This window comes from Thalassospira xianhensis MCCC 1A02616, from assembly GCF_003326475.1.
GTDB classification, from domain to species: domain Bacteria; phylum Pseudomonadota; class Alphaproteobacteria; order Rhodospirillales; family Thalassospiraceae; genus Thalassospira; species Thalassospira xianhensis.
In genome coordinates this window covers 1-24,897 of record NZ_JPWA01000020.1, presented here as the reverse complement: position 1 = coordinate 24,897, position 24,897 = coordinate 1, and the positions used below count along the sequence as shown (strand labels likewise).

The following is a 24,897-nucleotide window of genomic DNA, read 5'->3' as shown; positions in this document are numbered from 1 at the left end:
GCTTTGCCGTTGCAGGGCCTTTGTCTGTCGCGATCAAGTAACGGATATTAATCGAGAGACGGTATTTCATGAAATCCGCTGTCATCCTCTTCCCCGGCATCAACCGGGAGAATGACGCCATTGCGGCCCTTGAACAGGCCACCGGCACCAAACCGACCGTGGTTTGGCATGGCGAAACCGAACTGCCAAAAACCGACATCATCATGGTTCCGGGTGGTTTTTCCTATGGCGACTATCTGCGTTGCGGCGCCATGGCTGCCAAATCGCCGATCATGCGTGCGGTTGCCGAACGCGCGAAGGCCGGTGTGACCATCCTTGGCGTCTGTAACGGTTTCCAGATTCTGACAGAAGCAGGCCTGTTGCCCGGTGCGCTGATGCGCAATGCCAGCCTGAAATTCATCTGCAAGAACACGCGTCTGAAGATCGAAAACACCAACACCCGCTTCACCAACCAGTACAAAACTGGCGAAGTCGTTGATTATCCGGTGGCCCACCATGACGGCAACTTCTTTGCCGATCGCGAAACGCTTGACCGCCTTGAAGGCGAAGGTCGCGTTGTTCTGCGCTATTGCGATGCCAATGGTGTTGTTGATCCGGCAACCAACCTGAACGGGTCACAGCGCAATATTGCCGGCATCATCAACGAGGCGGGCAACGTCCTTGGCATGATGCCGCACCCGGAAAACGCGATTGATCCGCTGCATGGTGGCACCGATGGCCGCAATCTGTTCAAAAGCTTGGTGGAGGCAGCATCGTGAGTGCTAACGATTTCAACACCCCGATCACGCCGGAACTGGTCAAGGAACACGGGCTGAACGAAGAAGAGTATAAACTCGTCCTCGAAATCATGGGTCGCGAACCCAACATCAACGAGCTTGGCATTTTCTCGGTCATGTGGTCGGAGCATTGCTCCTACAAGTCCTCGAAAAAATGGCTCAAAACCCTTCCGACCAAGGCTGACTGGGTCATTCAGGGTCCCGGTGAAAACGCCGGTGTGATTGACATTGGTGATGGTCAGGCCGCCGTCTTCAAGATGGAAAGCCACAACCATCCCTCCTTCATCGAACCCTATCAGGGCGCGGCAACCGGCGTTGGCGGCATCATGCGTGACGTCTTCACCATGGGTGCACGCCCGGTCGCAAACCTCAATGCGCTGCGCTTTGGCGAGCCGGATCACCCGAAAACCCGCCACCTGCTAAGCGGTGTGGTCGAAGGTATTGGTGGTTACGGCAACTGCATGGGTGTCCCGACCATCGGTGGGGAAACCAATTTCCACGCATCCTATAACGGCAACATCCTGGTCAATGCGATGACCGTGGGTCTGGCCGATGCCAACAACATTTTCTATTCGGCGGCGGCCGGGATCGGGAACCCGGTCGTCTATGTCGGTTCGAAAACCGGTCGTGACGGGATCCATGGCGCAACCATGGCATCGGCCGAGTTTGATGACGACAGCGAAGAAAAGCGTCCTACCGTTCAGGTCGGCGATCCGTTCACCGAAAAGCTTCTGCTGGAAGCCTGCCTTGAACTGATGGCAACCGACATGATCGTCGCCATTCAGGATATGGGGGCGGCCGGTTTAACCTCGTCTTCGTTCGAAATGGCATCCAAGGGTGGCGTTGGTGTCGAACTGTGGCTTGATAAAGTCCCGATGCGCGAAGAAGGTATGACCCCCTACGAGCTGATGCTGTCAGAATCACAGGAACGCATGCTGATGGTTCTGAAACCCGGTTGCGAAGATGCTGCCAAGGCAATCTTTGACAAATGGGAACTCGACTTTGCCGTGATCGGTATCCTGACCGATACCAAACGCATGGTTCTGAAATGGCATGGTGAGGTTGCCGGTGATCTTCCGATTGATCCGCTGGCCGAAGCATCGCCGGAATATGACCGTCCGTGGGAACCGACCCCTAAGCAGGATCGTATCGATCCGTCCAGCATTTCCGGCAAAGTCAGCCATGTGGATGCGCTCAAAACCCTGATTGCGTCCCCGGACCTCGCATCGCGTCGCTGGATCTGGGAACAGTATGACCATCTGGTCATGGGCAACACGATTGTCCGTCCGGGTGGCGATGCCGGTGTCGTGCGCGTACAGGGCACGAACAAAGGCATTGCAGCCACCACCGACTGTACCCCACGCTATGTCATGGCCGATCCGGTTGAAGGTGGAAAACAGGCCGTTGCCGAAGCATATCGCAACCTGGTTGCAACCGGTGCCAAGCCGCTTGCGATCACGGATAACATGAACTTCGGCAACCCGGAACGCCCGCGCATCATGGGTCAGTTTGTTGGCGCATGTCAGGGCATCGCCGAAGCCTGCATCGCGCTCGACTTCCCGGTCGTTTCGGGCAACGTGTCGCTTTACAACGAAACCAATGGCGTTGGCATCATGCCGACCCCGGCCATTGGTGGCGTTGGGGTGATTACCGATCTGGGTCACCATGCCACCATCGGCATCAAGCGCGATGACAGTGCGCTGATCATGATCGGCGCCGCGACCGGTGAACTAGGTCAGTCGCTGTATCTTAAAACCATCGAGGGCCGCGAAGAAGGCGCCCCGCCGCCGGTCGATCTGAATGCTGAAAAACGCGCCGGTATGCTGGTCCGCGAACTGATCGAACTGGGTCTGGTCCGCACCTGCCACGATATCGCCGATGGCGGTCTTCTGGTCGCAGTTGCCGAGATGTGCCTTGCGGGCAATATCGGTGCCGACCTGCACCTGCCGGAAGCCGGTAGCGAAGTCGCATGGTTGTTTGGCGAGGATCAGGGCCGCTACGTGATCGCCACCCGCGATCCGGACAAGGTCCTGAACGCCGCCAGCAGCGCCAATGTCGCTGCCGTCATCATCGGTCAGGCCGGTGGCGACGCGGTCACCATCGATGGTGGTGCCAAGGTATCCCTTGCCGAGCTCCGCGATCTGAACGAAGGCTGGATGCCATCCTTCATGGCAGAAGCCGCGCAGTAAGCCGTAAAAGCCGAAAACCAAAACCCCGTCAGAGAAATCTGGCGGGGTTTTGTGCTTTGGCCCGGTTCAGTTCAATTTAAGGCAAACCTGTCGCCAGTTCGCGCAAAAGAGCCGACGTTTGGGCATCGGCAGGTAGCAGGGTTTCGATGGCAAGCTCGGATAATGTGACTTCGACCGGGGTGCCAAAGACCGTGGTTGTGCTGACAAAGCGCAATTCACCGGCATCGGTTCGTAAAACCAGCGGCACGACAAGCCCGGTCAGGTCTCCTGCCCTGTCAGCAATGTCGATTTCCGTCACGTTTTCGGGTGCACAGTAACGGCTGGCTTCATCATAAAGGCCCCGCAATTTCGCGTCTGCCGTCACCGCAATCTGGCGACGCAACCGGTCCAGCAAATGATCACGCCATTCAGCATAATTGACCACCCGTGACGCCAACCCGTTCGGATGCAGGCTTAGCCGCAGGATATTGACTGGCGGTTTGAGAAATTCCGGATCAACCCCGCCAAGCAATAACGGTACGATCCGGTTTGCAGCCACCATGTTCCAGTGCCGGTCCATCGCCAGCGCAGGGTATGGTTCATGCGCGGTCAGTATTCTGTCCACCGCTGCCCGGATGGCAGCCGACTGATCTGCGCCAAGATCATGTTCAGCATAAATCGGTGCAAATCCCCCAGCGATCAGCATCGCATTGCGTTCACGCAGCGGCACATCAAGACATTCGGAAAGACGCAATACCATGTCGCGGCTTGGCCTTGCCCGACCGGTTTCAAGAAAGCTCAGATGCCGGGTCGATATCGCGGCCTCGCTCGCAAGGTCAAGCTGGCTCATACGGCGCTGCTTGCGCCAGACCTTCAGCACATTGCCAAACGGGTCGGGTTTCAGTTCGTTCATCGGATCACCGTTTCTGTGGATATTCCGATCCTAGCATCAAACAAAACCGACAAACATTACCTCCGGGGTAATCGTGTGCATTCCCGACTTTCGGCATGGTTGCCTGACCAACAAAACGCACTCCATCGAAAGGTCGATATGATGACAACCAACGTATCCAATAAAATGCTAAAAGCGGTTTTGATATTTGATGCGGTAACCTGTTTTGCTTTCGGGTTGCTGCTTTGCCTCGGTGGGGGCTTACTTGCCAGTCATTTTGGGCTGCCTGCCGATTTGCTGATTTATGCCGGGATTATCCTGTTTCCATGCAGCGTTCTGATGTTTGTCACCGCAAAGCACGCCCGTCCGGCCCTAGCCCTTGTCTGGTTAATCATACTCGGTAATCTCGGCTGGGTTCTGGCCAGTATTACGATATTGGTCCTGCCGATCGGGACACCGACAGTGATCGGATACGGTTTTGTCTCCGCACAGGCATTGGCAGTGCTTGGTATCGCAGCACTTGAATATCGCGCAATCGCGCAGCATTCCTTGTCGTCGACCACCTGACGCCCCATGTGTTCTGTTGGGAACAGACGCATCATCCGGGGCCATAATGACATTTCCGGCAAAACTGATTGCCAAATCACTGATCGTCGTCGGCATGGCCATTCTGACCATGATGCCGGCGACGAAAAGCCATGCCGAAACCATCTATGTCGACGAGGCCAACCCACCCTTCATGTATCGTGCCGGGGATAAGGCAACAGGTATCTATCCTGCAATGATCCAGGCGATTTTTCTTCATGCCGGGATCGACGTCGATATTGTCGCAGTACCGTGGAAACGCGCGATTGAAAATCTGGATGCCAACAGAGGTGGCGTTGCCGGAATTTACAAAAATCTCGAACGCCAGAAAAAATATTACTTTTCCGACCCGATCCATGTTGAACGGCTGATGCTTTATCACCATCGCGATATGGCACGCAAACCAGACGAAATTGATGATCTGCGCGGCCAGACCGTCGGCGTCATTCGCGGATGGAGCTATGGGGATCAGATCGATGACGCACGCGAACGCGGTGTGTTTACCGCGTCCGAAGCATCCGGAGATGAACAGAATTTTCAGATGCTGTCGCTGGGCCGGGTTGATAGCGTAATTGCCATCCAGGAGGCTGGCGATGTCTGGGTCAAGCGGCTGAAACTAGATGAAAAAATTACCCGCGGTGAAGAGCCAGTGCGTGAAAATGCGACCTTTATCGTGTTCAACCGCGCCTCGTCGGGCATTTCGATGATGACCGCAATCAATCGTTCGATTGAAGAGTTGCGCGAAAACGGCACCCTGCAACGCATCACCGAGGATGTGTTGCAGGGTGCAAGCAATTACTGATCGAAAGCAGACGACCTAGCGGAAGCTGATTTTGGGGAACAGGCTTTTCTTCGGTGCGGATTTCGGACCGACGCGTTCGTCAATTGCCGCAGCAATCTTGTCGGCAATCGCGGTATAGGCCCTGGAATGTTCGCCGTCCGGATCGGTATGGATGATTGGTTTGCCTTCGTCCGCGCCAAGGCGGATTTTAAGGTCGAGCGGGATTTCACCAAGAAACGGTACGCCCAGTTCGTCGGCAGCTTTTCGTGCGCCACCATGATCGAATACATGATCGATGTGACCACATTCCGGACATTTATAATAGCTCATGTTCTCGATCAGGCCCATGACGGGGACATTGACCTTGCGGAACATGTTGAGCCCCTTGCGCGCATCAAGAAGGGCAATGTCCTGCGGAGTGGAAACAATCACCGCCCCCGTGACCGGTACGCGCTGCGCCATCGAAAGCTGAATATCACCGGTACCCGGTGGCATATCGACGACAAGAACGTCAAGCTCGCCCCAGTCGCTGTCGCGCAGGAGCTGCTCCAGCGCCCCCATCGCCATCGGACCACGCCAGATAACCGGCTGCTCTTCATCCACAAGAAAACCGATAGACATGATCCGGATGCCAAATGCCGATGGCGGCACCATTTTGCCTTCCTTGTCGGAATGGGTCGGCTTGGCATCGCGAAGGCCCATCATGCGCGGCAGGCTCGGCCCATAAATATCGGCATCCAGCAGGCCGACCTTCAGCCCCTTGGCCGCCAGTGACAACGCCAGATTGACCGAGGTCGTCGATTTGCCAACCCCGCCCTTGCCCGATGCAACGGTGATGATCGAACGTACGGTCGGCAGTTCAAGCGGCTTTTGCGCAGCACCCTGCGGGCGTTGCCCGGCTTGCGGTGCGGGCCTTTCCGCCCCATGTGTATGGCCATGGGAATGGGGATGCGAATGACCACCTTGCGCCGGGGCAGAAGCTCCCTTCGCACGTTCTGCCGTAAGGGCCACACGGGCCGTTGTGACCCCGTTCACATTGGCAACGGCACGCTCGGCAGCAAGACGCAGGTCTTCAAGCGACGCCCCGCGTTCCGGGTCAACAGCGATCATGACATTGACAGTTTCATCATGGATATCAATACCTTGAACCATACCCTTTTCGACGATAGTCTTGCCGTCAGCCGGATCGATAACCGTCGAAAGGGCTTCTGTAATGCGTTCCCGGTTGGGCGAGGTCATATAGCAGTCTCCGAAAATTGGCTTAAGTCCGTGATCGCACAGAACTTGCAGGCGCGTATCGTTGTTTTGCAGGGCAAGCTGTCATATAAGGCCTTAGGGCGTGGCCCCATTAATTACATGCAACGCCGTCCGGATAAAAGGATTCAGACGGAGCTTGGTGCGCAGATAGGTCAGATGACCGCGATAAGCAAGCAATACACATGTTATTAATGGGCTCATGTCCCAAGATCGGTAAGCATAAATAAACACCGAACGGCAAGAAGAGGAAGACACTCGATGCCTTGGAATTCACAAGGGGGCGGCGGCCCCTGGGGTGGTGGCGGAAACAATGGCGGCGGCCGCAATCCGTGGGGACAGCGTCCCCAGGGTGGCGGTGGCGGCGGTGGTAACACTTCCCCCGATTTTGATGAAATGATTCGTAAAGGCCAGGAACGCCTCAAACGGCTTTTCCCCGGTGGTGGCGGCGGTTACAAGGGCGTTGTCCTGATTGGTATTGCCATCATCGGGATCTGGCTTTTGACCGGCTTCTACCGTGTGCAGCCAGGCGAACAGGGGGTTACCCTTCTGTTTGGCAAATGGGTTGGCACGACGGGTCCGGGTCTGAATTATTTCCTGCCCGCCCCGATCGGCGAAGTGATCAAGCCGAACGTCGAACGCACCAACCAGATCGAGATCGGTTACCGTGGTAACGGTACTGGTACCGGCGGCGCGCGCGATGTCCCGGAAGAAAGCCTGATGCTGACCGGTGATCAGAACATTATCGACATTGATTATGTCGTTCAGTGGCGCATCAGCGATGCCGGTGCCTATCTGTTTAATGTTCGCGATCCGGAAAACACCATCAAGCTTGCAGCCGAAAGTGCGATCCGTGAAGTCATCGGCAAAACCAATCTTGAAGAAGCCCTGACGGTCGGTCGTGTCCGCGTTGAAGAACAGACACGCACCCTGCTGCAATCGATCATGGACGGGTATGCTTCGGGTATTTTCATTGCAGAAGTGAAAATGCAGAAGGTTGACCCGCCGCGTGACGTTATTGATGCGTTCAACGATGTGCAGCGTGCCCGTCAGGACCGTGATCGTTCCCAGAACGAGGCGCTGGCCTACCGCAACGACATCATCCCGCGGGCAAAAGGTGAAGCAGAACGTCTGGTTCTCGAAGCCCGTGCATACAAGGATCAGGTTGTGAAGAATGCACAGGGTGAAGCAGAGCGCTTTATCTCGGTTTATAATTCCTATCTGACCGCGAAAGATGTCACCACACGTCGTCTGTATCTTGAAACCATGCAGGATGTTCTGAAGAACTCCAACAAGGTCATTCTTGATCAGAACGGTGAAGGCGCAAACGGTGTTGTTCCCTATCTGCCGTTGCCTGAAATCCAGAAACGCGCGAATGCAGGAGGCAATAACTAATGGCAAGTCCTAAACTTATTGCTGCCGGCGTCGTTGTCGTCATTGGTGCCGTCGTTGCATCCATGTGCATGTTTACCGTTCGTCAGGACCAGCAGGCGCTGGTGCTTCAGTTCGGTAATCCGGTCCATGCGGTTTCCGAACCGGGCCTGCATTTCAAGCTGCCGATCCAGAATGTGGAATATTACGAGCGCCGCATTCTTGAACTTGATCCGCCGGTTCAGCAGGTTCTTCTGTCGGACCAGAAGCGTGTCAATGTTGACAGCTTTGCCCGTTGGAGAATCGTTGACCCGCTGCAGTTCCGTCAGCGCGCAACCAACTCGGCGAACTTTGTTCAGCTTTTTGGGCAGCGTCTGAACTCGGTTATCCGTGGCGAACTCGCACAGGCTCCGCTTGTGTCGCTTCTGTCGGATAACCGGTCGCAGATCATGGAAAAAATCCAGGCAACCCTGATCGAGCCGGCAAAGGAATTCGGCGTCGAGCTGATCGATGTTCGTATCGGTCGTACCGATCTTCCGCAGGAAACGTCGCAGGCGGTGTACAACCGTATGCGTTCTTCGCGTATCGCCGAAGCCGCACAGCTTCGCGCCGAGGGTGAAGAGCTCAAGGCGAAAATTCAGGCAGAAGCAGATCGTGAACGCGTCGGTATTCTGGCCGAAGCCCGCCGTCAGGCAGAAGTCCTGCGTGGTGAAGGTGACGGTGAACGGAACATCGTTCTTGGTGAAGCCTATGGCAAGGATGCCGGTTTCTTCGAGTTCTATCGTTCGCTTGAAGCCTATCGCGAAGCCCTTTCAGATGGTTCGACGATGGTGATTTCACCGGATTCCGAATTCTTCCAGTACTTTAACAACTCGTCGCCTGACGCAACGCGCTAGACAAACGGGTGCTGGACAAAGCACTAGGGCGACCGGCATAGTGTGCCGGTCGCCCTTTTTGTTTGAAAATAATGTCCTGTTGATAGTTATATCGCACACAGGTTCATAGAAACGCCGGAACGTCCACGCCCATGAAGGAACTCGTTACAGCTGTTCTCCTGGCCATCGCGCTGGAGGGAATGTTTTATTCGCTGTTCCCGGGCGGCGCCAAACGTGTGATGGAACTGGTGCAGGAAATCCCCGAATCCCAGCTACGGATCGGCGGCCTTGTTGCTGCGGTCATCGCCATTGTCGCGATCTGGGGCGTCCGGGTCTGGCTTTGAAGATAAAGTTCGGGGGCATTTTGCGCATATTTGCGCCTTCCAGTGTGCAAACACAGAAAAACCCGAGCTCTTCCTTGATTTTTCTCAGGCTTGCCAAATTTCTGACAAACTCGGCGCTAACTTGGCTAGTTAAGCGGTGCATGAACTATCCAAAAGAACAGCATCGCGTGCTGCAAAAATTCAATACCGTGAACGCGGCAACGAACAGGATCAGACACATGCTAAAAGCATTATACAACCCGGCGCGAAGCAAATTTACGGCTGCGCTGGTGATTGTTCTTCTTGGCGTGACCAGCGTGTCGCAGATTGCGAACGCTCGCCCCGCTCCTGAAAGTTTCGCAGACCTGGCCGAAAAGCTTCTGCCCAGTGTGGTAAATATCTCGACCAGTCAAATGGTGGCCGAACGCCAGGGTCCGGACTTCCAGTTCCCTCCCGGCTCGCCGTTTGAAGATCTTTTCAAGGACTTCATGGATCGCAACGGACAAGGTGGTGGACAAGGCCAGGGCCAGACTCCCCAGCAGCGCCGTGCGACCGCACTGGGTTCGGGCTTTATCATCTCGGCTGACGGTTACATCGTGACCAACAACCATGTGATTGACGGTGCCGACGAAATCACGGTGCGCCTGCATGATGGCGATACGCTTCCAGCGAAACTGATCGGTCGCGATCCGAAAACGGATGTTGCACTTTTGAAAGTCGAACCCACAGAAGACCTGCCTTTCGTTAAATGGGGGGATTCAGACCATTCCCGCATTGGCGACTGGGCGATGGCGATCGGCAACCCGTTCGGCCTTGGCGGCACAGTGACCGCCGGGATCATTTCGGCACGTAACCGTGACATCAATCAGGGTCCGTATGACGATTTCATCCAGACCGATGCCTCGATCAACCGCGGGAACTCCGGCGGGCCGCTGTTCAACCTTGATGGCGACGTCATCGGGATCAACAGCGCGATCTATTCGCCGTCCGGAGGTTCGGTCGGGATCGGTTTTGCCATTCCCTCGGCAATTGCACAGTCGGTTGTCGAACAGCTCAAGGAATATGGCCGGACCCGCCGTGGCTGGCTTGGCGTTCACATCCAGACCGTGACTGACGATATCGCGGACTCGGTCGGCCTTGATGAATCGACCGGTGCAATGGTTGCCGGTGTATCCGAAGACGGCCCTGCAAAAGCCGCCGGCATCAAACAGGGTGACGTCATCCTGTCGTTTGATGGCAAGGAAGTCGAAAGCATGCGTCGCCTGCCGCGGATCGTTGCCGAAACCAAAATCGGCAAGGATGTCGATGTGGTGATCTGGCGTGACGGTGAAAAGAAAACCGTTCAGGTCGAACTCGGCGAACTTGAAGAAGAAACCGTCGCAACCGCAGCAGAACCGGGTGAAGAACAGTCGCCTGCCGCCATTGCCGAAGCTGAAATCAAGGCACTTGGCCTCAAGGTCGCCAATGTCGATGATGAACTGCGTCGTCGCTATAACCTCGCCGAAGGCACCGAGGGTGTCATCGTGACCGATGTGAATGGTGACAGCTATGCCGCAGAAAAAGGTGTCCGCCCGGGCGACATCATTATCGAGGCATCGCACAGCTCGGTTTCGACCGTCGAAGAAGTAGCCGATGCGGTTAAAAAGGCACTTGATGATGATAAACGCACCATCCTGATGCTGATTGAAACCTCGGCAGGCCCGCGTTACTTCGGCCTGACCCTGAACAAGGAAGAATAAGGCCTTCGGGTTTTACTCTACGATGATCAAAAAAGGGCGGCCCTTGCGGGTCGCCCTTTTTGCTACGCGTTTTTCTGACTGCCTGGATCAGATCACAAAATCGGATTTGGCATAGCCCTGCAGATAAAGCAGTGCCGTCAGATCACCATGATTGATGCAGATGCGTGCCTGCTCCTGAACCGCTGGCTTGGCATGAAAAGCCACACCAGTCCCGGCAAGCGAAATCATCTGCAGATCATTGGCACCATCGCCAACCGCAATGGCATCCTCTACCCCAATCCCCTGCTCTGCCGTCAATTTTTCAAGCGCATCGACCTTGGCCTGACGGTCCAGAACCGGTTTTTGTACCTTGCCGGTCAGCTTACCATCCTGGGTGATCAGAACATTGGCCTGATCAAAATCAAAACCAAGTTCGCGGCGCACCGCACCGGTAAAATAATCAAACCCGCCCGACACAAGGGCGGCGTAGGCACCGTTGGCCTTCATGGTCGCAACCAAGGTTTTCGCCCCGCCGGTATATGCAATTTCTTTCCAGGCTTCGGCCAGCATATCGGTCGACATGCCATCAAGCAGCCCGACGCGTTCATCAAGGGCGGTCTCGAAATCAAGTTCGCCATTCATCGCACGTGCCGTAATCGCGGCGACATGGTCCTTGATCCCGGCAAAGGCAGCAAGTTCATCAAGGGTCTCCCCCGTCACCATGGTGCTATCCATATCGGCAATCAGCAATTTCTTGCGACGCGTTTTGGCGGTCTGGGTCACGGCATCGACACCAAGACCGGCATCACGTAACGCCGTATCGGCAATATCAAGGCTCAGCCCGGCAAAGCCGATATCACACGCCTCGCCCGCCGCCAGCCACGAAACATCCCCGACATGCGCCCCGGCCCCGGCCAGAACGGTTTTGGCACGCGCAACAATATCATCGCCCAGCGCGTTCGAATTGGGGGCAGCGATCAAGGTCAGGACCAGATCCATGGATTGCGGGCTCCTTGGCGGAAAAGAGAATAAACGAAATATGTCGCCTTTATCCGAATTGAGCCCACAGATGACAAGAGAACTTTTACATTGGCACTGCTGATCTGCACTAACAATGCCAATTCAGTTGCATTAGATCTATTTTGGGTATTAGACGAGAGTATGCCTAATTATCTCAATAAATTTCCCGAGAGAAAAACATGGAATTTGTGTTTAATATTCTTGTTTTTTCAGTGCCGATTTCTCTTGGCGCCGCCGTGTTGCTTCATCTCGTAATTAAGAAATTTGTTCCTCACGCAAGTGAGGGATCTCTATCTCCACAAGACTGGCAAAACTATAAAGATCGCTATCAATTGTACAAAGACGAGATCGTCCAAGAGCACAAATCTGCGGCAGATATTGGTGTAGTCGCACTACGTTCCAGTATAATCCTAAACGGTGCCTCTGCTGCGGCGACCCTCGCTTTTATCGGACGTATTTGGACATCAAATGGCTCAGCCTTAGTCATCTCAGAGTTAGTCGATGTGCTTTCCGCGTACATGGTTGCCACACTGATATCGGCCTTATCAACAGCATTTGCCTACGCAAGAATGTATTTTGGAACCATAAACTGGGATACATGGAAGCGAAAGAATGATGACAATGTAATTGCTTTAAATGCTGCAAACATAAGTCAGTACATCGCAATTTTCCTAGTACTTCAGTCCTATGTACTTTTCGCATCGGGAACAACTTTAGCAACGCATATCCTTAGAAGCTCAATATCATTGAAAAAGGTTTTATTAGCGATTTGAACGAGCCCAAAAGTCCAACTTCAAAAGTCATTATTGTTGCCGGGCCAACTGCCAGCGGCAAGTCCGCCTTGGCACTTGATCTGGCGGATGCGTTTGACGGGGTGGTGATCAATGCCGACAGCATGCAGGTTTATAAAGAACTACGTGTGTTAAGCGCGCGGCCCGATGAAAGGGAAACCGCTCGCGCGCCCCATCGGCTTTATGGTGTATTGTCCGGGCGCGAGGCATGTTCGGCCGGAAAATGGCGCGACATGGCGATGGCGGAAATTGCCGAATGCCATGCAAACGGCAAACTTCCGATCGTTACCGGGGGTACGGGTATGTATCTGAATGCCCTGACGGCGGGGATCGCCCCGATTCCCGATATTCCCGCCGAGATTCGCCAACAGGTCACCGCTGATCTGGAAAAAGCAGGGCATCAGGCGTTTTTCAATGATTTCGCCAAACGCGATCCCGACACAGCCGCCACCCTTGATCCGTCAAACACCCAGCGCCTGATCCGCGCGGCCGAGGTATTGGCGGGAACCGGTCGTGGTCTTGCGGCGTGGCATAACGAGCCGATGGTGACGCCACCCGAAGGCATGGTTTTCAAAAAGCTGTGTTACATGCCGCCGCGCGATATTCTTTATGATCGCTGCAACCGGCGTTTTGATTTGATGATCGAACAGGGTGCGATTGAGGAAGTCCGCCGACTTCTGGCTGAAAAGCTGCCGGAAACGGCCCCGGTGATGAAGGCAGTTGGGGTCCGCGAGATCGCGGCATACCTTGCCGGCGAGACCGATCTGGAGACCGCGAAAGAGAAATCGCAGCGTGAAACCCGGCGTTATGCCAAGCGTCAATTAACGTGGTTTCGCCATCAGATGAGTGACAAGGAGATCATCGACGCGCAATATTCGGAAAGTTTGGCAGACAAATTGCGTAATGATGTTCACCAATTTCTGTTGACCACGCCAAAGTGAGGCGATAGGTTGGCCCTTCCGCCGTCGAAATGGCGGAAAACCGCCGTTTCGGCGGATTTTTCAACTCCAGTTCAAGGGTAATTGGATCATGTATCAACCACGCGGTTATCACGCGGCACGTTGTTGTCGCTAAGGAAGAGGCTCGAAAATCATGGCAGAACGTATTTTAAGCGGTTCGGAAGTAGTGTTGCAGGCTCTGGTCGATCAGGGTGTGGAAGTCGTGTTCGGCTATCCCGGCGGCGCCGTCCTACCGCTATATGACGAGATATTTAAGCAAAACCGGATTCGTCATATCCTAGTACGCCATGAACAGGCTGCCGTGCATGCCGCCGAAGGTTACGCACGTTCGACCGGAAAGGTCGGCGTTGTTCTGGTAACCAGTGGCCCAGGTGCAACGAATGCCGTTACCGGCCTTACCGACGCGTTGATGGATTCGATTCCCGTCGTCTGCCTGACCGGGCAGGTTCCGACCCACCTGATCGGCAATGACGCCTTTCAGGAAGCCGACACCACCGGTATTACCCGCCCCTGCACCAAGCATAACTATCTGGTGAAGGACAGTGCGAAGCTTGCCCGCACGATGCATGAAGCATTCCACGTTGCGTCAAGTGGCCGCCCGGGTCCGGTTGTGATCGACCTGCCGAAAGATATTCTGGTTGCCAAGGCACCGTATCTTGAGCCGTCACAGGTTCAGCACCGCACCTATAACCCGGTTGTCAAAGGCGACCGCGGCCAGATCGAGGAAGCACTCGAACTGCTGGCATCGGCGAAAAAGCCGATCCTCTATTGCGGTGGTGGCGTCATCAATTCCGGCAGCCAGGCCTGCAAGGTTCTGACGGAATTCACCCGCCTGACCGGCGTTCCGATTACGCTGACCCTGATGGGGCTTGGCGCCTATCCGGCATCGGATAAACAGTATCTTGGCATGCTCGGCATGCACGGCACCTACGAAGCCAACATGGCGATGCATGATTGCGATGTCATGATTGCGGTCGGTGCCCGTTTTGATGACCGCGTAACCGGCAACCTCGATTTCTTCTCGCCGGGTTCGCAGAAAGTCCAGATCGATATTGATCAAAGCTCGATCAACAAGAACGTTCCGGTGGATATCGGGATTGTTGGCGATGTCGGTCATGTCCTTGAAGACATGATGAAAATCTGGAAAGCCAAACAGCACAAGATCGAAGCCAAGGCGCTTGATAGCTGGTGGGACGAGATCGAAGGCTGGCGCGGTAAACACTGCCTGTCCTACAAGCAGCCCAAAGACATCATCAAGCCGCAGCACGTGATCCGTCGCCTGCATGCGCTGACCCGGGATCGCAAGACCTACATCACCACCGATGTCGGGCAGCACCAGATGTGGGCGGCCCAGCATTTCGGGTTTGAACATCCGCATGAATGGATGACATCCGGTGGTCTTGGCACCATGGGTTACGGCATGCCCGCCGCCCTTGGCGTTCAGGTTGCCCATCCGGATGCGACCGTGATCTGCTTTACCGGTGATGCGTCGATCATGATGAACATTCAGGAATGCGCGACGCTGACACAGTATCGCCTGCCGGTGAAAACCGTCATCCTGAACAACCGTTACATGGGCATGGTCCGCCAGTGGCAGCAGCTTCTGCACGGGTCGCGCTATTCGGAAAGTTACAGCGAATCCCTTCCGGATTTCGTCAAACTGTCCGAGGCATTCGGCTTTACCGGTATGACCTGTAACAACGCGGCCGATCTTGATGATGCCCTGACCAAGATGCTTGAAATCGATGGTCCGGTGATCCTCGACGTTGCCGTGGATGACAAGGAAAACTGCTATCCGATGATTCCGTCGGGCAAGCCGCATAATGAAATGCTGCTTGGAGCGGAAACCACCGGTGACGAAGCCATTGATTCCGACGAAGGGATGGTTCTGGTCTGATCCGCGAAACCCGTTCGCGACAAGACATCATCAAAACCAAAATCAAAGGCCGGGCCGGGCTGCACACTGAATGCGCCCGCCCGCGCCCTAGCGGAGCAAGACCCGTGAAAGAAACCGAAATTTCGAAACACACGATATCCGTTCTGGTGGATAACGAAGCAGGCGTTCTGGCCCGTGTCATCGGCCTGTTTTCCGGTCGTGGCTATAACATCGAAAGCCTGACCGTGGCTGAGGTTGATGCCAGTTCCCACCAGTCGCGCATCACTGTTGTCACCTCGGGTACGCCCATGGTGATCGAACAGATCAAGGCACAACTTTCACGTCTGGTGCCGGTTCACAAGGTCAGCGATCTGACCCTTTCCGGACCATGCGTTGAACGTGAACTTGCCCTGGTCAAGGTGATTGCATCGGGTGAAAAGCGCGTCGAGTCCCTGCGTATTGCCGATATCTTCAAGGCCCGCGCAGTCGATGCGACCAACAGTTCCTTCGTCTTCGAAATCATCGGAAGCCCCGAAAAAATCGACGCCTTCATCAAATTGATGGAGCCGTTGGGGCTTTCGGAAACTTCGCGCACGGGTGTCGCTGCAATTTCGCGCGGCACGCTGACGATGTGAGTTCGCCGGGGGTGCCTTGGCATCCCCGCTTTAACCAATTTGATCCATCCGCCACGCAAACAAAAATCGCGTGGTCCAACGTCCAGAGGTATCGAAAGATGCGTGTTTATTACGACCGCGATGCAGATGTTAATCTGATCAAGACCAAAAAAGTTGCCATCATCGGTTACGGTTCGCAGGGCCATGCCCATGCGCTGAACCTTCATGATTCCGGTGTTAAAGACGTTGTTGTCGGCCTTCGTGAAGGTTCTTCATCGCGCAAAAAGGCTGAAAATGCCGGCCTGAAAACCATGACCCCGGCCGAAGCCGCAGCATGGGCAGATGTTGTCATGATCCTGACCCCGGATGAACACCAGGCTGCGATCTATGCCAAAGAACTGCGCGACAACCTGAAAGACGGTGCCGCCCTTCTGTTCGCACACGGCCTTAACGTCCATTTCGGCCTGATCGAGCCACGTGCTGATCTTGACGTCATGATGATCGCACCGAAAGGCCCGGGCCACACGGTTCGTTCCGAATACAAGCGTGGCGGCGGCGTACCCTGCCTTGTTGCCATCGAGCAGAACGCATCGGGCAATGCGCTTGAACTCGCACTTTCCTACGCATCGGCAATCGGTGGCGGCCGTTCGGGCGTAATCGAAACCACCTTCCGCGAAGAATGCGAAACCGACCTGTTCGGCGAACAGGCTGTTCTTTGCGGCGGTCTGACCCAGTTGATCAAATACGGTTTTGAGACCCTGACCGAAGCTGGTTATGCTCCGGAAATGGCATATTTCGAATGCCTGCACGAAGTGAAACTGATCGTCGACCTGATGTATGAAGGCGGCATGGCCAACATGCGTTACTCGATCTCGAACACTGCAGAATACGGCGACTATGTCACCGGCCCGCGCGTGATCGACGCATCGGTCAAAGAACGCATGAAAGAAGTTCTTGCCGACATTCAGGAAGGCAAATTCGTTCGTGACTTCGTTCAGGAAATGCATTGCGGCCAGCCGATGTTCAAGGCAACCCGTCGCCTGAACGCCGAACACGAAATCGAAGAAGTCGGTACCAAACTGCGCGCGATGATGCCGTGGATTGCTGCCAACCAGCTCGTCGATAAAGAAAAGAACTAAGCTTTACGCTTTGTTTTGCAAAACGGCCGTCCCGATGGGGCGGCCGTTTTTGTTTGTCCGCACACAACAGCCATGATGTGTTTGGGGTGGATTTTACAGGCCGATCCGCGTAATCCTGACCTTTAAAACTTTAACTCAAACATGAGCATTTTGAATGTCGGACTTTATCGATATCGCCCCGGAAGTCGCCGAAGCCCTTGCTGCTGGCAAGCCGGTTGTCGCCCTTGAATCCACCATCATCTCGCACGGGATGCCCTATCCGCAGAACCTTGAAACCGCGCGGGCGGTTGAACAGGATGTGCGCGATAATGGCGCAATCCCGGCCACCATCGCGGTGATCGGCGGGCGTTGCAAAATCGGCCTGTCACCGTCGGAACTGGAATATTTCGCCAAGGGCACCGACATTCTGAAACTGTCACGCCGCGACATTCCATACTGCATCGCCAAGAAACGCGATGGTGCGACCACCGTTTCAGCCACGATGATTTTGGCAGAAAAGGCCGGTATCAAGGTCTTTGCCACTGGCGGCATTGGCGGGGTTCACCGTGAACTGGCGGCAAGTTTCGATATCTCGGCCGACCTGACCGAACTTGGCAAAACTAGCGTTGCCGTCGTCTGCGCGGGTGCCAAGGCAATCCTTGATATTCCGATGACGCTTGAACATCTCGAAACACTCGGCGTACCGGTCATTTCATATGGCACGGATGAATTCCCGGCCTTCTATACCGTCAAAAGCGGTCAGAAAGCCCCGATCCGCCTTGATAGTCCGGCCGAGATTGCCGAATTCCTCAAATCGAAATGGGAATTTGGTCTTGAAGGCGGGGCAGTAATCGGCAACCCGCCGCCTGCCGACAAGGCGCTGGAACTTGATGCCATCGAACATGCGATTGATAGTGCCCTGATCGAAGCCAAGGGCCTTAACATCCATGGTCGCGAAGTCACGCCCTTCCTTCTGGAACGCGTGACCCAGCATACCAAGGGCAAAAGCCTTGAAGCCAATATTGCGCTGGTGCGCAACAATGCCGCCCTTGGGGCCAAAATCGCGGTTGCGCTGGCAGGTTAAACCCCGATCCGTTCCGATAAAAAGGCAGCCATCCGGGCTGCCTTTTTTGTTTATTCCGGTGCCTTGGCGACCAGCCCCGAATAGGAGGGATCAAGGCGGGTATCCGCCACCGGATCGCCCCAGACATTGGCGCAGGGCAAAACACCGGCCCAGACCGGCAGACCATAATCATCCTCGTCATCGACCGGATCACCTGTGCGGACCTTTGCCGATACCTCGTTCAGATCAAAACCAAGGAACATGGTGGCTTTGAGTTCCTGTTCATTGGGATGACGGATCTGGTCCCAGCGGCCTTTGGACAGCTTTTCGACAAACAGCCGGGAATGTTCCATTTTGCCTTCCGGATCGGCCACGACTTCGCCCTTGCCATAAATCACCACCGAACGGTAATTGGCCGAGTGATGGAAGGCCGAACGTGCCATCACCAGACCGTCCAGATGGGTGATGCACAGGCAGGCTTCCTCGCCATTGGCGATGGCGGCCAGAATCCGGTTCTTGGATGCACCATGGATATAAATCCGTTCCCCCAACCGCCAATGCGCCGTCGGGATCATGGATGGGCGACCATTCACAATGGTGCCCACATGACAGATCAGGGCATCATCGATAATACCATGCACAAGTTTGCGGTCGTAACAGGCACGTTTGGGGCCGCGCACCACTTTGGTGGCAGGATGGACTTCGTATTGTGCCGGAAGTGCGGTGGTATCTGACATTTTCTTTGTTCTCTGTAACTTCTGGTGACGCAAGGGCTGACGTCATCATCGACAGAATTGGACTTTATCACAGGTCCGTTATAAGAATTTTGACAGAACCAATTTCAACATCATCCGTCACCGATTGGCCAAGATGCGCAGCGACTACACCTGGATTTATCCCAGCCATACCGCCAAAGCCGACAATGCGAAGGAAGACAGCGCCTATCGCCGTCTTTATCTTGGCATCCGCCAGGCCATTCTGGACGGGCGACTGCATCCGGGAGAAAAGCTGCCCGCCAGCCGCGATCTGGCCAAGAGCCTTGGCATTTCGCGCAATACGGTGGTGACGAGTTTTGATCTGCTGGTATCCGAGGGGTATCTGGAAACCCGGATCGGGGCCGGAAGTTTCGTTGCCAGCAGCCTGCCCGACAGAGAAATGATGGCGACCACCGAGCCCGCATCGACCAATCAGCGCGCCAAAACCGCAAACCTTCCGCGGCTAAGCCAAAGTGCGACCCGCATGCTGGCCTATGACCGACGGTTTCCGCGGTTTCGCGTGGCGCGCCCGTTTAACCCCGCCACACCGGATCTCGATGCCTTTCCGTTTGATCTTTGGGCACGATTACTGCGCCGAAGCTGGCGGGCACCTGCCCTTGACCTGACCATTCCGGTTGATCCGCTTGGCATGCCGGCATTGCGTGACGAAGTCGCCAAGTGGCTGCGCCAGTCCCGCGGGGTCAAATGCGATGCCGATCAGGTGATGATTGTCTCAGGCGCGCAGCAGGCGCTGGACCTGATTGCGCGTGCCCTTGTGGATCCGGGTGACGTGATCGCAACCGAAGACCCCGGTTACGAAGGCATTCGCGGGGTTCTGGCCGCCAGTGGTGCCACCTTGCTGCCGATCCCGGTGGACGGCGAAGGATTGCAGGTAGATCAGCTTGGCAAGGGTGAACCGGCCCGGATCGTCGTTACGACGCCATCACGCAATTATCCGCTGGGCACGACATTGTCGCTTGCCCGTCGTCTTGCCCTCTTGCAATGGGCAGATAACCATGATGCGTGGATTGTCGAAGACGATTATGACAGCGATTATCGCTATGACGGGCCGCCGTTATCGTCCCTTCAGGGATTGGACCGGCAAAATCGCGTGCTTTATGTCGGTACGTTTTCGCGCGTCCTGTTTCCCGGTATCCGGCTTGGCTATCTGGTTCTGCCGCCTGCGCTGATACCTGTATTTCGTGGTATGCGCGGCTTTGCCGATGGTGTGCCTGCCCCGACCGCACAGGCCGCATTGGCCGCCCTCTTCGCCGAGGGGCACTTTGGCGGTCATGTCCGCAAGATGCGGCTGAGTTACGGGGAACGAAGGGCGCATCTGCGCGAACTGATCGAAACACGCGCCAGTGACATTCTGCAGGTCCTGCCATCGGATGGGGGATTGCATCTTTGTACGCGCCTTATCGGTGGACAGGACGATGTGGAATTGCAGGAACGGATGGTTCAGGCACAGCTCGATTGCCGGGCGCTTTCATCCTATTACCATGATAAATCAGAAGAAAATCGCGGCACCCTGCCGCAAGGGCTGGTGCTTGGCTTTGCCGGATGGAAAAAGAATGTGATTTCGCAAAGTTTCGATGAACTGATCGATCTCATCCGCCGTAGATCATAATGTACCCCGAGCCGGAGAGAGCGCATCGGCATCCCCTCTATGCTGTCACAGTCGATGTGCTCTCTCACCCTTTTGCCCCCTCCCTCCCCCAAGGTACGAGTTCCCGGATGCCCCCTGCTTCTGACGCCCCGGTTGCCATCATGTGGTTTCGCAATGACCTGCGCCTTGCCGACAACCCGGCATTGAATGCCAGCGTAAAGTGGGCAAAGCAAAATAACGGCATCGTGCTTCCGGTCTTTAACCTTGACCCGGTGATTGATGCCCAACTGGGCGGGGCAACGCGCTGGTGGCTGGAAAAAAGTCTGGCTCGACTTGATGAAAGCCTTGCCAGGGCTGCGGGGGTAAAACCGCCCTGTCTGAGGATTTTCAAATCGGACGCACGGGACGTTTTCAATCAGTTACAGGCTGCTCACAAAATCGGCGCGCTTTTCTGGAACAGGCTTTATGACAAGGCATCCATCGCGCGCGATACCGATATCAAGTCGACCATGCGCGACCACGATATCGAATGTGACAGCTTCAACGGTCAATTGCTGTATGAACCATGGGAAGTCAAAACCGGGTCCGGAACCGACTTCAAGGTTTTCAGTCCGTTCTGGCGGGCCTGTTTGAAACTTCCCCCACCGGCAGAACCAAAAAAAGCCCCGGAAAACATCCCGCTTGGTAATCTGAAACTGGTCAATGAAACGGACATTGCCGGGCTTGATCTGTCACCCAAACCGTTTGACTGGGCCACCGGGTTTGCCGATCGGTTTACCCCCGGTGAACAGGGGGCGATGGATCAGCTTTATGGCTTTATCGATGACCGGTTGGTTGACTATGCCGATTTGCGCGACCGGCCCGATCATCGGGTGACATCGGAACTTTCGCCGCATCTGCGTTTTGGCGAGATCAGCCCACGGCAGATCTGGCACGCGGCAGACCATTATGCCGACGCCCATCCCGGCCGAGGCAAAACCGCATCAAAATTCATGGCCGAACTGGGCTGGCGGGAATTTGCCCATCACGTCCTGTTTCATGCCAAGGATCTGAAATCCGTGCCGCTTCAGGGCCAGTTTACCGATTTCCCATGGGCGGATGATCCAAAGGCGCTTGAACGCTGGCAACGCGGGCAAACCGGTTTTCCAATTGTCGATGCCGGCATGCGGGAACTTTGGCATACCGGCTATATGCATAACCGGGTGCGGATGATTGTCGGATCGGTACTGGTCAAACACCTTCTGATCCATTGGCACGAAGGGCTTGCGTGGTTTGATGACACGCTTGTCGATGCCTGCCCGGCCAACAATCCGTTTTCATGGCAGTGGATCGGGGGATGCGGTGCCGATGCCGCCCCCTATTTCCGGATTTTCAATCCGGTCCTGCAAGGCGAGAAATTTGACCCGGATGGAAGTTACGTCCGGCAATGGGTACCGGAACTTGCCGACATGCCCGGCCAGTACATCCACAAACCGTGGGACGCATCGCCCCTGATCCTGAAAGCCGCTGGGGTGGATTTGGGCGATACCTATCCCGAACCCCTGATCGGGATCAAGGAAGGCCGTGAACGCGCGCTGGCGGCCTATCAGGATATGAAACGCGCGGTAGCTTAGGTTGCACTTACCGCGCCTTGCGCAAATACCAGATCAGGTTATCCATCGTGTTTGGCAGCAGGGGGCCACTCGAACAGATTGCAGCTTCGACAAAACTGTCCCGATAACCTTTGCTTTTGGCATTATCAAGCTTGAGGATTGCGGTTCCGACCGCGCAACGGTTCTGCTCCTTGTCTTTGCCAAAGGCAACGAAGCCCTCTGCCCCGTTTGGATGGCCGGGTTTGCCGACGATGGTGTAATCGGAAACCAAAGGCCGCCATCGTTCTTCAAATGCGGGACGGGTATGGATGAATTTCTTCAGTCCGGATGGCATGTCGTCCGTCGCCCAATAGGCTATTCTTACCTGCCCCTTACCGCCATCAAGTTCCCAATTGTAATGGGCGGCTGCCGTTTCGAAAAACCCATCCCTTGGCAGATCCCGAACAGAGGTCACAGACATTCCCGACGCTTCGGCGATATTGAACTGTTCCTGATAGACAACGTCTCTTTCGGCCGGAAACTCGTTACTGGTCACGCATGTCGACAAAGCCAGGATCAGCGGCAAAAGGAGTAGATGATGCAAGACCAACATTAGTCCCAATGCAGATCCCCAATCTGTCTACTTCCAGAACAGCTTCTGCTTTTCGAATTTTTTCCATGCCTGATCAAGTCCCTGCAGGCGATGATCGGCGCGTGCGCCGAACCAGCCGGAAATCAAGCCAATGGCGACCATACCATCTTTGGAAAGTTGCGGTTTCAATGCCATTAACCGTGCTTCGGCCACCGCAACGTCATTCAGCCAGCCAAGGATTTCCTGAAGGGTTGCCAGTTCCTTGCGAAACTTCTTTGCCGGTTTCCCGTCATAAACCTCGCCAAAGAAATCACTGCCATAGCGCATCTGTTTGACATCCAGACGCAAGGCATGGAGTTGCGGGACGGTCAGGCTGCCAACATCACTGCCACGCTTGGTCAGGCGTTTATAGGCGCGGCTCAGCAAGGGTTCGGCCAGTTTGGTCACGGAGGCCGACATTGCTTTCATCTGGCTGGCATCCGCCCCCGATGCCCAGCGCGAATAACTTGACCATGCGCCAAGCAACAGCAAAAGCTGCTGATACTCGAAACTTTCAAGCATTTCGCGCGCGGTCGCCAAGGCAGCCTCGCGCTGTTTGGCTGCCGCCTTGCGCAGATCGGCAATCCCCGGATGATCGGGAAAGCGTTCTTCGACCATCGGCAGGGTTTCATTGAGGAAAACATCCCAGTCGCGCAGGCCATCAAGCGCCTTGGTACATTGTTTCAGCAGGCGGCGGATCAGGACAGCCTCGCCCTGCGGCAGGTTTTTCTTAAACAGGTTGAACGCCACCCGAAGGCGACGCATGCCCACCCGCATCTGATGGCAGCCTTCGATATGGAGGTCTTCGCGCACGCAGACCTCGTTACCAAGGATCATGCGAAGCCCCTGCGCCAGTACCGCCCGAAACGCGGTTTCGGCCGACATGCCCGCATCAAGCCCGCCCGGGGCCGCCTTGTAAAAGCCGGGGACCTCGTTCAGATAAAGGGCCCGCCCGCGCGATGCCTTGGACCGCAGGCTCAGAAACAGCGGAACAGTGCGTTGCAGTTCAAGTGCCAGGTCAAACAGGGCGGCCGGGTGGCCTTCCTTTAGCTCCAGCTCCACCTCGGACAGGGGCGATTCTTTTTCCGCGGTGCGCACCACACCCTGATCGATTGCCAGTTCCATGATCGCATCGCGATAGGTCAGATCGACCGCGCTGCGTTTCAGGTCGGTTTCAAAAATCCGGTCGATCTTCTTCTTTTTGGCATGTTTGTCGAGCAGTGCGACGACGTCTTCATCGGTGAATTTATCCAGATCAAGAACACCGTCGGGCAGTTCGACATTCCATTCATGGCGTTCAGGAAGCGCTTCGCGCATGCCGTTCGATGCCTTGACGGTCTGCTCCCACCCCTTGGTGCCCTTTTTGCGGACACGCAGCGCCAGTCCCTTGCGGGCCAGCGAAAGTTTGGGCGTGTCGTGATAGATGGACACAAGATGGGTGGTCAGAAGGCGGCGGCCTTCCTTGACCTCGCGCAGGACCGGTGCCTGCTTCAAACGCGATACATGCTTCGGATCGATGCGGAGCTTCAGTTCGATCTCGATCTGCTTTTCGGCCATCAGGGTCCCCTGGATGTTTTGTTATTGCAGCGCAGAACACGCTGTCTGTCATAACGTCATAGCCCGAATTGTGTTTCAGCAGTTTGAAACCAGCCGCCGGACGTCATGGTAACGGGATGTAAAATTTCCGCAACATTCCTGACATAACTGTATCTTTTCAAGTATTAAAGTTGCGGCTGGCATCTTGCGCGCACGGTTGTTTTCATATGAAACCCGAACCGCCGCGATACGTTCGTTTGAGCAGTAAAAGTATGAGGAATCATCAAAACATCCAGACGAATCGCAAATTTGTCGAAGGTGAAAAGCTGCCGTTGCCTGCGATTCCCTCCCCTTTTCTGGCGGCATATAAAGTTTTTCAAAAAAGTTCTTGATTTGTTCTTTTCCTTGTGGCATAAGAGAAAAATCAACGGGAGAAATGCACCCGGGCCGAAACCCGCAAGGCCTTGTGCCTCGCGGGTTTTTTGCGTTTGGGGCGGGATCAAAGAGGTAATGACAATGCAGCGGCAAAGATACAGACAGGGCGGCGGGGCAATCCGCAGGATACTGATTGGGGGATGGCGAAGCCATTACGGCGGTGTTCCGCACTGGCT

General features: G+C 55.4%; 23 protein-coding genes. 16 read left to right on the top strand and 7 right to left on the bottom strand.

Translation table 11 applies throughout. The features are described from left to right. The first annotated feature begins 68 nt into the window (after positions 1 to 68). Entirely contained in the window at positions 69 to 758 is a 690-nt protein-coding gene (purQ, locus tag TH5_RS15840; RefSeq protein ID WP_114122655.1) for a phosphoribosylformylglycinamidine synthase subunit PurQ, read from the top strand. Further along, positions 755 to 2,965: a phosphoribosylformylglycinamidine synthase subunit PurL gene (purL, locus tag TH5_RS15835; RefSeq protein ID WP_114122654.1), complete on the top strand. Its 2,211-nt coding sequence runs from the start codon at positions 755 to 757 to the stop codon at positions 2,963 to 2,965. Before purQ ends, purL begins: the two co-directional genes overlap by 4 nt. Positions 2,966 to 3,041: 76 nt before the next feature. On the opposite strand, the gene TH5_RS15830 is transcribed toward purL, so the two are convergent. Continuing rightward, a complete protein-coding gene (locus TH5_RS15830) occupies positions 3,042 to 3,857 on the bottom strand; it encodes a helix-turn-helix domain-containing protein (protein WP_114122653.1) in 816 nt (271 codons plus the stop codon). Between the two features lie 141 nt (positions 3,858 to 3,998). On the opposite strand from TH5_RS15830, the gene TH5_RS15825 reads away from it, so the two are divergent. Continuing rightward, positions 3,999 to 4,403: a hypothetical protein gene (locus TH5_RS15825; RefSeq protein WP_147250120.1), complete on the top strand. Its 405-nt coding sequence runs from the start codon at positions 3,999 to 4,001 to the stop codon at positions 4,401 to 4,403. Positions 4,404 to 4,449: 46 nt separating this feature from the next. Then, the gene (locus tag TH5_RS15820) at positions 4,450 to 5,223 is read left to right on the top strand and encodes a substrate-binding periplasmic protein (RefSeq protein ID WP_114122651.1); all 774 of its coding nucleotides are present in this window, start codon (positions 4,450 to 4,452) and stop codon (positions 5,221 to 5,223) included. 15 nt (positions 5,224 to 5,238) lie between these two features. On the opposite strand, the gene TH5_RS15815 is transcribed toward TH5_RS15820, so the two are convergent. After that, positions 5,239 to 6,441, bottom strand: a complete 1,203-nt coding sequence (locus tag TH5_RS15815) for an Mrp/NBP35 family ATP-binding protein (protein WP_114122650.1) — start codon at positions 6,439 to 6,441, stop codon at positions 5,239 to 5,241. Between the two features lie 276 nt (positions 6,442 to 6,717). On the opposite strand from TH5_RS15815, the gene hflK reads away from it, so the two are divergent. The 4 genes from hflK to TH5_RS15790 all read left to right on the top strand — a co-directional run bounded on the left by hflK (position 6,718) and on the right by TH5_RS15790 (position 10,764). Next, on the top strand, positions 6,718 to 7,851 hold the full coding sequence (hflK, locus tag TH5_RS15805; protein WP_114122648.1) for an FtsH protease activity modulator HflK: 1,134 nt from the start codon (positions 6,718 to 6,720) through the stop codon (positions 7,849 to 7,851). Next, positions 7,851 to 8,723, top strand: a complete 873-nt coding sequence (gene hflC / locus TH5_RS15800) for a protease modulator HflC (RefSeq protein ID WP_114122647.1) — start codon at positions 7,851 to 7,853, stop codon at positions 8,721 to 8,723. Before hflK ends, hflC begins: the two co-directional genes overlap by 1 nt. Before the next feature lie 131 nt (positions 8,724 to 8,854). Continuing rightward, positions 8,855 to 9,046 (top strand): DUF2065 family protein, encoded by a 192-nt coding sequence (locus tag TH5_RS15795; protein WP_114122646.1) that lies wholly within the window; start codon positions 8,855 to 8,857, stop codon positions 9,044 to 9,046. Positions 9,047 to 9,264: 218 nt separating this feature from the next. Continuing rightward, the gene (locus tag TH5_RS15790; protein ID WP_062958388.1) at positions 9,265 to 10,764 is read left to right on the top strand and encodes a DegQ family serine endoprotease; all 1,500 of its coding nucleotides are present in this window, start codon (positions 9,265 to 9,267) and stop codon (positions 10,762 to 10,764) included. A gap of 87 nt (positions 10,765 to 10,851) precedes the next feature. Here TH5_RS15790 and serB read toward each other — a convergent pair whose 3' ends face one another. Beyond that, positions 10,852 to 11,742 (bottom strand): phosphoserine phosphatase SerB, encoded by an 891-nt coding sequence (gene serB, locus TH5_RS15785; RefSeq protein ID WP_114122645.1) that lies wholly within the window; start codon positions 11,740 to 11,742, stop codon positions 10,852 to 10,854. 200 nt (positions 11,743 to 11,942) lie between these two features. Between serB and TH5_RS15780 the strand changes: the two genes are divergently transcribed. The 6 genes from TH5_RS15780 to TH5_RS15755 all read left to right on the top strand — a co-directional run bounded on the left by TH5_RS15780 (position 11,943) and on the right by TH5_RS15755 (position 18,205). Further along, positions 11,943 to 12,536, top strand: a complete 594-nt coding sequence (locus TH5_RS15780; protein WP_114122644.1) for a hypothetical protein — start codon at positions 11,943 to 11,945, stop codon at positions 12,534 to 12,536. Beyond that, on the top strand, positions 12,533 to 13,495 hold the full coding sequence (gene miaA, locus TH5_RS15775; protein ID WP_114122643.1) for a tRNA (adenosine(37)-N6)-dimethylallyltransferase MiaA: 963 nt from the start codon (positions 12,533 to 12,535) through the stop codon (positions 13,493 to 13,495). Before TH5_RS15780 ends, miaA begins: the two co-directional genes overlap by 4 nt. A gap of 151 nt (positions 13,496 to 13,646) precedes the next feature. Then, positions 13,647 to 15,410 (top strand): acetolactate synthase 3 large subunit, encoded by a 1,764-nt coding sequence (locus TH5_RS15770; protein WP_114122642.1) that lies wholly within the window; start codon positions 13,647 to 13,649, stop codon positions 15,408 to 15,410. Between the two features lie 104 nt (positions 15,411 to 15,514). Beyond that, positions 15,515 to 16,024 carry an acetolactate synthase small subunit gene (ilvN, locus tag TH5_RS15765; protein ID WP_114122641.1) on the top strand — a complete coding sequence of 170 codons (510 nt, stop codon included), beginning with the start codon at positions 15,515 to 15,517 and terminating at the stop codon, positions 16,022 to 16,024. A 98-nt stretch (positions 16,025 to 16,122) separates the two neighbouring features. Then, positions 16,123 to 17,142 (top strand): ketol-acid reductoisomerase, encoded by a 1,020-nt coding sequence (gene ilvC / locus TH5_RS15760; protein ID WP_114122640.1) that lies wholly within the window; start codon positions 16,123 to 16,125, stop codon positions 17,140 to 17,142. Between the two features lie 154 nt (positions 17,143 to 17,296). Continuing rightward, complete coding sequence (locus tag TH5_RS15755) at positions 17,297 to 18,205, top strand: pseudouridine-5'-phosphate glycosidase (protein ID WP_114122639.1); 909 nt, start codon at positions 17,297 to 17,299, stop codon at positions 18,203 to 18,205. A 50-nt stretch (positions 18,206 to 18,255) separates the two neighbouring features. Here the strand turns inward: TH5_RS15755 and TH5_RS15750 are convergent, their stop codons facing one another. Further along, a complete protein-coding gene (locus TH5_RS15750) occupies positions 18,256 to 18,921 on the bottom strand; it encodes a pyridoxamine 5'-phosphate oxidase family protein (protein ID WP_114122638.1) in 666 nt (221 codons plus the stop codon). A 133-nt stretch (positions 18,922 to 19,054) separates the two neighbouring features. On the opposite strand from TH5_RS15750, the gene pdxR reads away from it, so the two are divergent. Further along, positions 19,055 to 20,569 carry a MocR-like pyridoxine biosynthesis transcription factor PdxR gene (gene pdxR / locus TH5_RS15745; RefSeq protein ID WP_114122637.1) on the top strand — a complete coding sequence of 505 codons (1,515 nt, stop codon included), beginning with the start codon at positions 19,055 to 19,057 and terminating at the stop codon, positions 20,567 to 20,569. 107 nt (positions 20,570 to 20,676) lie between these two features. Then, positions 20,677 to 22,161: a cryptochrome/photolyase family protein gene (locus TH5_RS15740; RefSeq protein ID WP_114122636.1), complete on the top strand. Its 1,485-nt coding sequence runs from the start codon at positions 20,677 to 20,679 to the stop codon at positions 22,159 to 22,161. 7 nt (positions 22,162 to 22,168) lie between these two features. On the opposite strand, the gene TH5_RS15735 is transcribed toward TH5_RS15740, so the two are convergent. The 3 genes from TH5_RS15735 to TH5_RS25350 form a co-directional block, all read right to left on the bottom strand. Then, complete coding sequence (locus tag TH5_RS15735) at positions 22,169 to 22,723, bottom strand: hypothetical protein (RefSeq protein WP_147250119.1); 555 nt, start codon at positions 22,721 to 22,723, stop codon at positions 22,169 to 22,171. Between the two features lie 36 nt (positions 22,724 to 22,759). Beyond that, positions 22,760 to 24,307, bottom strand: a complete 1,548-nt coding sequence (locus TH5_RS15730) for a CYTH and CHAD domain-containing protein (RefSeq protein ID WP_114122634.1) — start codon at positions 24,305 to 24,307, stop codon at positions 22,760 to 22,762. Positions 24,308 to 24,382: 75 nt separating this feature from the next. Then, positions 24,383 to 24,897 (bottom strand): hypothetical protein (locus tag TH5_RS25350; RefSeq protein WP_208638463.1); only part of this gene is annotated, 515 nt, incomplete at its 5' end.

What these genes read in the sequence shown, in the direction of transcription:
- purQ (WP_114122655.1), top strand. Translation starts at nt 69, where the DNA reads ATGAAATCCGCTGTCATCCTCTTCCCCGGCATCAACCGGGAGAATGAC.
- TH5_RS15830 (WP_114122653.1), bottom strand. Translation starts at nt 3,857, where the DNA reads ATGAACGAACTGAAACCCGACCCGTTTGGCAATGTGCTGAAGGTCTGG.
- TH5_RS15825 (WP_147250120.1), top strand. Translation starts at nt 3,999, where the DNA reads ATGACAACCAACGTATCCAATAAAATGCTAAAAGCGGTTTTGATATTT.
- TH5_RS15820 (WP_114122651.1), top strand. Translation starts at nt 4,450, where the DNA reads ATGACATTTCCGGCAAAACTGATTGCCAAATCACTGATCGTCGTCGGC.
- TH5_RS15815 (WP_114122650.1), bottom strand. Translation starts at nt 6,441, where the DNA reads ATGACCTCGCCCAACCGGGAACGCATTACAGAAGCCCTTTCGACGGTT.
- hflK (WP_114122648.1), top strand. Translation starts at nt 6,718, where the DNA reads ATGCCTTGGAATTCACAAGGGGGCGGCGGCCCCTGGGGTGGTGGCGGA.
- hflC (WP_114122647.1), top strand. Translation starts at nt 7,851, where the DNA reads ATGGCAAGTCCTAAACTTATTGCTGCCGGCGTCGTTGTCGTCATTGGT.
- TH5_RS15795 (WP_114122646.1), top strand. Translation starts at nt 8,855, where the DNA reads ATGAAGGAACTCGTTACAGCTGTTCTCCTGGCCATCGCGCTGGAGGGA.
- TH5_RS15790 (WP_062958388.1), top strand. Translation starts at nt 9,265, where the DNA reads ATGCTAAAAGCATTATACAACCCGGCGCGAAGCAAATTTACGGCTGCG.
- serB (WP_114122645.1), bottom strand. Translation starts at nt 11,742, where the DNA reads ATGGATCTGGTCCTGACCTTGATCGCTGCCCCCAATTCGAACGCGCTG.
- TH5_RS15780 (WP_114122644.1), top strand. Translation starts at nt 11,943, where the DNA reads ATGGAATTTGTGTTTAATATTCTTGTTTTTTCAGTGCCGATTTCTCTT.
- TH5_RS15770 (WP_114122642.1), top strand. Translation starts at nt 13,647, where the DNA reads ATGGCAGAACGTATTTTAAGCGGTTCGGAAGTAGTGTTGCAGGCTCTG.
- ilvC (WP_114122640.1), top strand. Translation starts at nt 16,123, where the DNA reads ATGCGTGTTTATTACGACCGCGATGCAGATGTTAATCTGATCAAGACC.
- TH5_RS15755 (WP_114122639.1), top strand. Translation starts at nt 17,297, where the DNA reads ATGTCGGACTTTATCGATATCGCCCCGGAAGTCGCCGAAGCCCTTGCT.
- TH5_RS15750 (WP_114122638.1), bottom strand. Translation starts at nt 18,921, where the DNA reads ATGTCAGATACCACCGCACTTCCGGCACAATACGAAGTCCATCCTGCC.
- pdxR (WP_114122637.1), top strand. Translation starts at nt 19,055, where the DNA reads ATGCGCAGCGACTACACCTGGATTTATCCCAGCCATACCGCCAAAGCC.
- TH5_RS15740 (WP_114122636.1), top strand. Translation starts at nt 20,677, where the DNA reads ATGCCCCCTGCTTCTGACGCCCCGGTTGCCATCATGTGGTTTCGCAAT.
- TH5_RS15730 (WP_114122634.1), bottom strand. Translation starts at nt 24,307, where the DNA reads ATGGCCGAAAAGCAGATCGAGATCGAACTGAAGCTCCGCATCGATCCG.